Below are 7,138 nucleotides of genomic sequence, written 5' to 3' on the forward strand. Positions count from 1 at the left end.
TTCATAACGACCGGGACACTGACTCTTACTACGGATCGGGCGTTATAAGCCTTTCATAACGACCGGGACACTTATATTCCAGACGGATCGGGCGTTATGATCTCTTCAATCACCAATTTCACCCACCCTGTCCGCAGTTTTTATTAATTTCCCTCAATGTTATGTATCGTCCACGAACTTTACTTTTTTCAACCACTTCCCACTTTTCAGGACCAGCTTTATTTTTAAAAGGATATTTGACCCGTTGATCTCTTTATAAAAAATATACCTGGTAAATGAGTTCCCCCATTTTTCGCTGTATTTACCACTTGTTATAACTAACCTTTTTTCACCAATGTCCGTTCCGCTAAATAAGGAAATTAATGTTTAATCATGACTCCCTCCTATTGCTATCTTCCCAATTTATATAGGTATTTACTCCAAAAATTGAAATGAATACGGACAAGGCGCGATTGGAAATCTAAATTTGTAGCCAAGAATGCGAAAAACGGGGTGTTTTTATGGCAGATAGTTTAGACTCAAAGGATTACGAAACAGGGTCAGCCATTCGGACTTTTAACATTATTGAGACGAGTGTTGGTCCTGAAGGATATGAGGTTCTTTTAGAAATGGATTTGGACAGTGGATATGATTTGGAAAGCGTAAGAATGAAAATTTCCCATGAGGATATGGTGGCATACGAAACAAGCGATATTCATGAAGCTGTAAAGTATGCCTTAGGATTCTTTGAATAGACTCTTATCGGGAGGCAATCGATTTGAAAAAACAAAATAAAAAACGCCAGCCTGCACAGGGGAATACCCAAAGCCAGGAAGTTAAAACACTAAAAACAAATGATAATATAAAGGATTACAGCCGTGCATGGGAGGACGACCGCCTATAAACGGCGTCTTCCCCTTTCCCCCGTTCACTGCAGCAGTTTCGCCATGTAATATTCATCAACAAATTCACCTGCAATCAACAGAGAATGTTTCTTTGTTCCTTCAATCTCGAAGCCCATTTTTTTATATAGGCCTACTCCGGCTTCGTTACGGGTGACAACCGTTAATTCCAAACGGTGAATCTTATGGCTAACCGCCCACTGATCAAGTCTTTCAAACAGTTTAGTCCCGATACCTTGCCCACGATAATCCTTTAAAATACCGACAACAAGATAGACAGAGTATTTGGTTCTTCTTACTGTCCCTCCGATTACAAACATATAACCGACCAATGTCCCGCTATTCTCTGCAACTAATATTGTTGAGTTTTCGCTCGTCTTCATTGATTCAATTCTTTTGCGGTGCTGTTCGGCCGTCGTTCTTCTTTCGCCTGCCTCCATCAGCATATACGCAGATTCAGCTTCGACCTGTTGGATAAGACTCGCAAGCTTTTCCGCTTCGTTAACCTCTATCTCTCTTATAACCATTCAATAACATCCTTTTACTTCCACAGATTTGTTAACATAATTCCGATTCAAAATCCCCATCCTAATCGTAAACAAAGGGGGAATTAAGTTGAGAAAGATACTAGTCAGCTTCCTAACCGCAACAGCTCTTGTGTCTGTCAGCAGCCTTCCAACGGTTTTAACACATAGCACAAATGCGCAGCAGAAACCCATTCCACCCTATGCCAAATGGGGAAGGGTTGCAATGGAAAGAACACATAAAAAGTATCCGAATGCCCAAATTGTCGATTATCTCCACATTGGAAGAACGCCTGGCGCCAATTCCTCAGTAGAAAAATTCAAGTTGTGGTTAAAGGAAGGACAAAGAGAATTTGGTGTATTTATCGATATTCAATTTGAAAACAAAACGGAAAAGATTCAAAAAGTGACGTTCAAGGAATCCACAAGATAATCTCACAATCAGCTGCGGAATGAAATTCCCTTCGCAGCTAACGCTTCACGTATCTGCCCTAATGCTTTGGGACCCATGCCATGCAATTTCAGAATCTCTTCCTCGCTTAACTTTGATAATTGGTCTAGCCGGAAAATGCCCGCACCTTCTAGCGCCCTGCGAGCAGGCTTGGCCAATTTCTCCGGCAAGTCACTATTATCAAAGCCTAAGTTTTGATCCATTTCGATCCCTCGTTCACTTATTTAATCAGCATAGCTTGTTTTTGCCCAACAATTTTTAAAAGGTCCGTTAGTTCACGAATTTCATAAGTAGGCTTGATTCCAATATTGTTATCTTTATAATTCGGATTAAACCAGCAAGTATCAATCCCATAATTGATTCCGCCTTGGATATCAGAAGTCAGGGAATCACCCACCATTAAAACTCGTTCTTTGTTTGTAATTTGCAGCTTGGAAAAGGCATAATCAAAGATTCCCGTATGAGGCTTTTGGTATCCTGCTTCTTCAGAAATTATTACCTCCTCGAATGCATGAGAGAGTGGCGAGCCCGCTATTCTAGACTTCTGCACCTGGCCAAATCCGTTAGTAATAACAGCCAGCCTGCACTCATTCAAACTAGTGCACACTTCAAATGCTCCGGGAACAAGATGGCTTCCCTCTCCTAAATACCCTAGATAGATTTGATTAAAACGCTCTGCATCAATGCTGAGATTATATTCAACAAACAAGCGTTTAAACCTTTCCACACCTAATTCGGCTAATGTTATCAGCCCTTGTTCTAATTCTCCCCATAAAACCTTGCTTATTTCTTTATAGTGCGGACGATAATCCTGCATTCCTGACGGCAGACCAAAGTCTGTAAATGCCTTATGCAGTGCATTCTGTTCCGTTTTCCCAAAATCGAACAATGTATCATCAATATCAAAAAAGATTATATCGTATCTCATAGCTGCCTCCATTAATCTATTAAGCTAGTTTTCTCTATTTTATCATTTTTTAATGTGGGCAGCTTAGAAAGACCTCACGTTTAAAGTTCCACTTTTTTGAAATGCTCAACTGTTGGGAACGGATCATAGAAATGATGAAGGAGCTTTTTCCATTCCTGATACTCCTGCGACTCTCTAAAGCCTACTGTATGGTCTTCTAATGTTTCCCACTGCACCAGCAGCAAGTACTTCCCCTCCACTTCAAGGCAGCGTTGCAGTTCGTGGGTGAGATAGCCTTTCATTGATGAAATAATCGCGGATGCCTTTCGGAAAGCATCCTCAAAATCCTGTTCCATTCCTGGTTTAACCTGTAGCATGGCTGCTTCTAGAATCATAATAATTTCTCCTTTTCTTTAACATAAGTTGGTTGCTTTAGGAAATTCTTAAACATAGGGAGGTGAATACCTTGAAAAAAATCCTATTGTTAGTTCCTTTATTGACACTGTTATTTCATCATCCTGTGACAGCTGAACCCATCGAGACGGGAGAAGAATTCGAAGTAAAAGACATTGCGACAAAGAGTTTTATTTACAACAGTCTAAATTTCTGGATATTCAGAGAGTCCAGCGATTTCTACCATAAAAAATATAATGCCAACTCGGTAATGCCGGATCCCATGGAAATGAAGGATATCCGCATTTGGATAAAGGAAGTTAAGAGGCAACCTGGGTCCTTTGAGTATACCCATATTGTTAGAATATACTTGCCATTTGATGGAATCATATTAAATGAAAAAATAAAAATGAAGACAGCTGACACACTCATTTTTGCTGTGAATACCGACTATATAGCGTTCGCAAACTGCAGTAACCCTCATTTATTTGAAAAAACCTTTGAACTATTGGATTATTATCATAAGGTTATTGAAAAATAGTTACTTTAAAAAGGCTCAATCATATGGTGATGAGCTTTTTATTATGCTGAAAGGAAGAGGATAGCATGCTGAAAAAATTCACTTTGAAAACCGGCAAACGGGATGAAATGATTGAAGTTACCGAACAGGTACAGGTTTTTGTAAATGAACAGGGATTGCATGATGGAGCGGTGATTGTTTATTGCCCTCATACAACGGCCGGAATCACCATTAATGAGAATGCTGACCCGGACGTAAAACGGGATATGATTCGCCGCTTTGATGAGGTGTATCCTTGGCACCATAACCTTGACCGCCACATGGAAGGCAATACGGCTGCACATATGAAGGCAAGTACAGTTGGCGCATCACAACATGTTATCGTTTCGGACGGCCGGCTGCTTCTTGGTACATGGCAGGGCATCTATTTTTGCGAGTTCGATGGTCCGAGACCGCGGACGTTTTATGTTAAGGCATTATAGGTTTTTACTATTTACATGAAACAGACCAATTTATTGCCAAGAACCCCTGCTCTACTTTAGGGGTCCTATTGTTTTCGACACAGGCATTTTTTGCGTTCTCTAGTGAATAAAAATTTAAAACGAACATTGCTGCAAAAAATGATAAACCAATGACTCCAGGGATAAAGAGTTTTCTGTTTAGTGTCATATATAGGATCCCTCCATTAAAGATTCATAAGCTTAAAGAATTCCGATTCAGGCTTCATGATTTTCGTGCCTTTTTCTGATTGAAGATAGATTTCCTTGTCGCCTTCATAGAGTACCTTAATTTTTATATCTCCAACTCTAATAACAGTAGTTTTTTCACGGGGCTGCACTTTCCCATTCCAATCAATAGCACCATTGATAATACGGACCAACTCGGTTATTTGAGATGGGTCTTGTATTTCGGAACAATTTTCATCAGAAGTACTTTTATAAATACAGATGGCATTGGGAATTTGACCAATCCACTCGGTCGAATGTAAGATTGGATTTTTATCAAAAATAACCTCTGTCTGGTTATTCAATTTAAAATAACTCACGCTAATTGATAATTCCCAATCTATTCCTTTTTTACGCCATGTGATCATAGAACTTGGTACATCCTCATTTGGAGAGCTTTGCTCGAGATCAATCTTCCAGCCATTCTTCGGCATTTCCTTTTTATAAAAATCATAGATTTCTTTCCAGTGGTTTCCTTCCATTACATACTCATGACGTGTTGGTTTCAATCCCTTAAATAACGGAATATCCTTGTGCTGCTCAGGAATAATCGACATTCCTTCATATGTTTCATCGGTGACCTTTTGATATGTAAACCAGCCTGCAGCGATTAAAATGACAATTGCGCTGAAAAGGAACCAATTTATTTTTTTCATATATCCCCCTTCGAAACTCTTCTAGTTAAATCGATTAATGGAAAATAAAGAGATATCTTGCTCTGTTTTCCCGGCAATAATCAATTCGGCTAATACCTGTCCAACTGCACTGCTAAATTTAAAACCATGGCCTGAAAAACCAGATGCGATAGCGACGTTTGGATAGTTCGGGTGCAAATCGATAATAAAATCCTCATCTGGTGTCAGGGTGTAGATACAGGTTTTACCGTATTTTAATGTTTGGTTTTGCGGCATAAAGGCATTCAGAAATTGCACCAAATCAGTCTCATCCTCCGGAAGTTCACCAAATCCTGGTATCGCGTTGTCCGGATTTATTTTTTCCCCGCCATCATGCCGGCCAACCTTCAAGCCTGCTCCATCGATACTCGGAAATCCATAATGAAGGCCCTGAGCGGTTTCGAATGTAAAGGCTGGAAAATGTTTATGATTATATAAGTTCTCATCCGCTTCAAACCAGGCAAAGGTTTTTCTAACTGGCTCGAGAGGAAGGTTCAAACCTAACTGTGAAAGGAGCTCGCTTGACCACGCTCCCGCTGAAACGATTAAGGATTCGGACTGAAATGTCTGATTCTCAGTCTTAATTGTTACTAGGTTATTATGAATATTGATTTCTTTTACTCTACTATTTGTTAAAATTTCAGCACCATGCTTTATGGCGAGTTCTTGGTAAGCCTCGATACATTCCTCACATTTCAGAACACCTGATGTAGGTTCAAAGCAGCCTATATATTCATTAGATAATGAAATTCCGGGCCAACGGCGGTTTACTTCGTTTGAATCTAAAACATCAAGAGGCAAAGAGTAAGTCTCTGAACTGGAAATGATGTTTTGGATAAAGTCCGATTGTTCTGGACCAACATTGAGAACCCCGGTTTGAAGAAACAATTGTTTTCCCGTTGCTTTCTCTAAATCATTCCATAATTCTTGGGCTTTAAGGGCCAACGGAACGTATTCCGCACCTTCCCCATACGCATATCGTATGATTCTGGTATCTCCGTGATGGCTGCCCTTGTTATGCGGCGGGTTGAAGGAATCTAATAACAGCGTGCTTTTTCCGCTCTTCGCTAAAAAATAGCCCGCTGCCATTCCCATTGAACCTGCACCAATGACAATGACATCATAAATTTTCTGTTCCATAATTTTTCCACCGCCAACCTAAAATTTTTGAAAAAGCTGAATGGCTATGTAAATCGCTACTCCCCAGATAATGAGGGCGGATAGTTTATTTATCATTTTTAGGAATTTGCCTTGAGAGTCGACATTCCCTACTATTCTACCGGCTACAGCAAGCCCGGAGAACCAAATCCATGATACGATGATACAGGCAGCCGTAAATGCCGCTTTTTCTGTACCGGAATAGCTTAGTGAACTCGTTCCAATCACGCCGATTGTGTCAAGGATAGCGTGAGGATTCAACAGTGACACCGACATCGCAAACATGATCTGTTTTTTAGGAGGCATAGAGGCTTCCTGGCGGGATAGGTCTGATGGATCACTTTTCCAAATGGACCAGCCCATATAAATTAAGAATAATATACCAATAGAAAATAGAACGGTTTGTAAGACCGGCATTGTTAATACAATGACTGAAACCCCTAATACGGCTAATAAAATTAGCAGTGTATCGCAAAGTGATGCTGTAATAATGACTGGAATAGTCCCTCTAAACTTTGGCTGCGATGCCCCTTGATTAAAGACAAATACATTTTGGGCACCAAGAGGAAGAATTAACCCGAAGGCTAATACAATTCCATGAAGTAGTGCTGCTAGCATGATGTTCCTCCTCATTTTTCCTATATAAATCTATTAAATATTCTGAATTGATAACTTGGTTCTCTACCTCTGAGTCCGCAACTTTCTCCAACAAGGGAACGGGCAATTTTGCGGCTCTATTCTTACCGTTTACACCCTTCCGATGGGGGACGGGCAATATAGTAGCCATATTTTTACCGTTCGTACCTCTCCCAAGAGTGTGGCGGGCAATATAGCAGCTCTATTTTTACCGTTCGTACCTCTTCCAATAGGCGGCGGGCAATATAAAAGCTCTATTTTTACCGTTC

General features: G+C 40.3%; 12 protein-coding genes. 5 read left to right on the forward strand and 7 right to left on the reverse strand.

The genetic code is table 11. The annotated features are described in order from the left end of the window. Nucleotides 1-500: 500 nt before the first annotated feature. Both KHB02_RS28730 and KHB02_RS29870 read left to right on the forward strand, forming a co-directional pair. Nucleotides 501-734, forward strand: a complete 234-nt coding sequence (locus KHB02_RS28730; RefSeq protein ID WP_213146397.1) for a hypothetical protein — start codon at nucleotides 501-503, stop codon at nucleotides 732-734. 23 nt (nucleotides 735-757) lie between these two features. Then, the gene (locus KHB02_RS29870; RefSeq protein ID WP_261363804.1) at nucleotides 758-883 is read left to right on the forward strand and encodes a hypothetical protein; all 126 of its coding nucleotides are present in this window, start codon (nucleotides 758-760) and stop codon (nucleotides 881-883) included. 24 nt (nucleotides 884-907) lie between these two features. Here the strand turns inward: KHB02_RS29870 and KHB02_RS28735 are convergent, their stop codons facing one another. Beyond that, nucleotides 908-1,408: a GNAT family N-acetyltransferase gene (locus tag KHB02_RS28735; protein ID WP_213146396.1), complete on the reverse strand. Its 501-nt coding sequence runs from the start codon at nucleotides 1,406-1,408 to the stop codon at nucleotides 908-910. An 88-nt stretch (nucleotides 1,409-1,496) separates the two neighbouring features. Between KHB02_RS28735 and KHB02_RS28740 the strand changes: the two genes are divergently transcribed. Next, nucleotides 1,497-1,838, forward strand: coding sequence for a YqzG/YhdC family protein (locus KHB02_RS28740; protein WP_213146395.1), 342 nt, complete (start codon nucleotides 1,497-1,499; stop codon nucleotides 1,836-1,838). A gap of 8 nt (nucleotides 1,839-1,846) precedes the next feature. Here the strand turns inward: KHB02_RS28740 and KHB02_RS28745 are convergent, their stop codons facing one another. The 3 genes from KHB02_RS28745 to KHB02_RS28755 form a co-directional block, all read right to left on the reverse strand. After that, on the reverse strand, nucleotides 1,847-2,059 hold the full coding sequence (locus tag KHB02_RS28745; RefSeq protein WP_213146394.1) for a helix-hairpin-helix domain-containing protein: 213 nt from the start codon (nucleotides 2,057-2,059) through the stop codon (nucleotides 1,847-1,849). A 17-nt stretch (nucleotides 2,060-2,076) separates the two neighbouring features. Further along, on the reverse strand, nucleotides 2,077-2,784 hold the full coding sequence (locus tag KHB02_RS28750; RefSeq protein WP_213146393.1) for a YjjG family noncanonical pyrimidine nucleotidase: 708 nt from the start codon (nucleotides 2,782-2,784) through the stop codon (nucleotides 2,077-2,079). Nucleotides 2,785-2,864: 80 nt separating this feature from the next. Beyond that, the gene (locus tag KHB02_RS28755) at nucleotides 2,865-3,158 is read right to left on the reverse strand and encodes an antibiotic biosynthesis monooxygenase family protein (RefSeq protein WP_213146392.1); all 294 of its coding nucleotides are present in this window, start codon (nucleotides 3,156-3,158) and stop codon (nucleotides 2,865-2,867) included. Nucleotides 3,159-3,229: 71 nt separating this feature from the next. Here KHB02_RS28755 and KHB02_RS28760 point away from each other — a divergent pair, with 71 nt between their 5' ends. Together KHB02_RS28760 and KHB02_RS28765 are read left to right on the forward strand one after the other, a co-directional pair. Further along, nucleotides 3,230-3,697 (forward strand): hypothetical protein, encoded by a 468-nt coding sequence (locus KHB02_RS28760; RefSeq protein WP_213146391.1) that lies wholly within the window; start codon nucleotides 3,230-3,232, stop codon nucleotides 3,695-3,697. Nucleotides 3,698-3,762: 65 nt separating this feature from the next. Beyond that, on the forward strand, nucleotides 3,763-4,158 hold the full coding sequence (locus tag KHB02_RS28765; RefSeq protein WP_213146390.1) for a secondary thiamine-phosphate synthase enzyme YjbQ: 396 nt from the start codon (nucleotides 3,763-3,765) through the stop codon (nucleotides 4,156-4,158). A 203-nt stretch (nucleotides 4,159-4,361) separates the two neighbouring features. Here the strand turns inward: KHB02_RS28765 and KHB02_RS28770 are convergent, their stop codons facing one another. From KHB02_RS28770 to KHB02_RS28780, 3 genes are read right to left on the reverse strand one after another with little or no spacing between them, the layout of a single operon-like run. After that, nucleotides 4,362-5,057, reverse strand: a complete 696-nt coding sequence (locus KHB02_RS28770) for a hypothetical protein (RefSeq protein ID WP_213146389.1) — start codon at nucleotides 5,055-5,057, stop codon at nucleotides 4,362-4,364. Between the two features lie 21 nt (nucleotides 5,058-5,078). Continuing rightward, complete coding sequence (solA, locus tag KHB02_RS28775; protein ID WP_213146388.1) at nucleotides 5,079-6,215, reverse strand: N-methyl-L-tryptophan oxidase; 1,137 nt, start codon at nucleotides 6,213-6,215, stop codon at nucleotides 5,079-5,081. 18 nt (nucleotides 6,216-6,233) lie between these two features. After that, nucleotides 6,234-6,851, reverse strand: coding sequence for a LysE/ArgO family amino acid transporter (locus KHB02_RS28780; protein ID WP_213146387.1), 618 nt, complete (start codon nucleotides 6,849-6,851; stop codon nucleotides 6,234-6,236). Between the last annotated feature and the right edge of the window lie 287 nt (nucleotides 6,852-7,138).

The sequence above is a fragment of the Neobacillus citreus genome, from assembly GCF_018343545.2.
GTDB classification, from domain to species: domain Bacteria; phylum Bacillota; class Bacilli; order Bacillales; family Cytobacillaceae; genus Neobacillus; species Neobacillus citreus.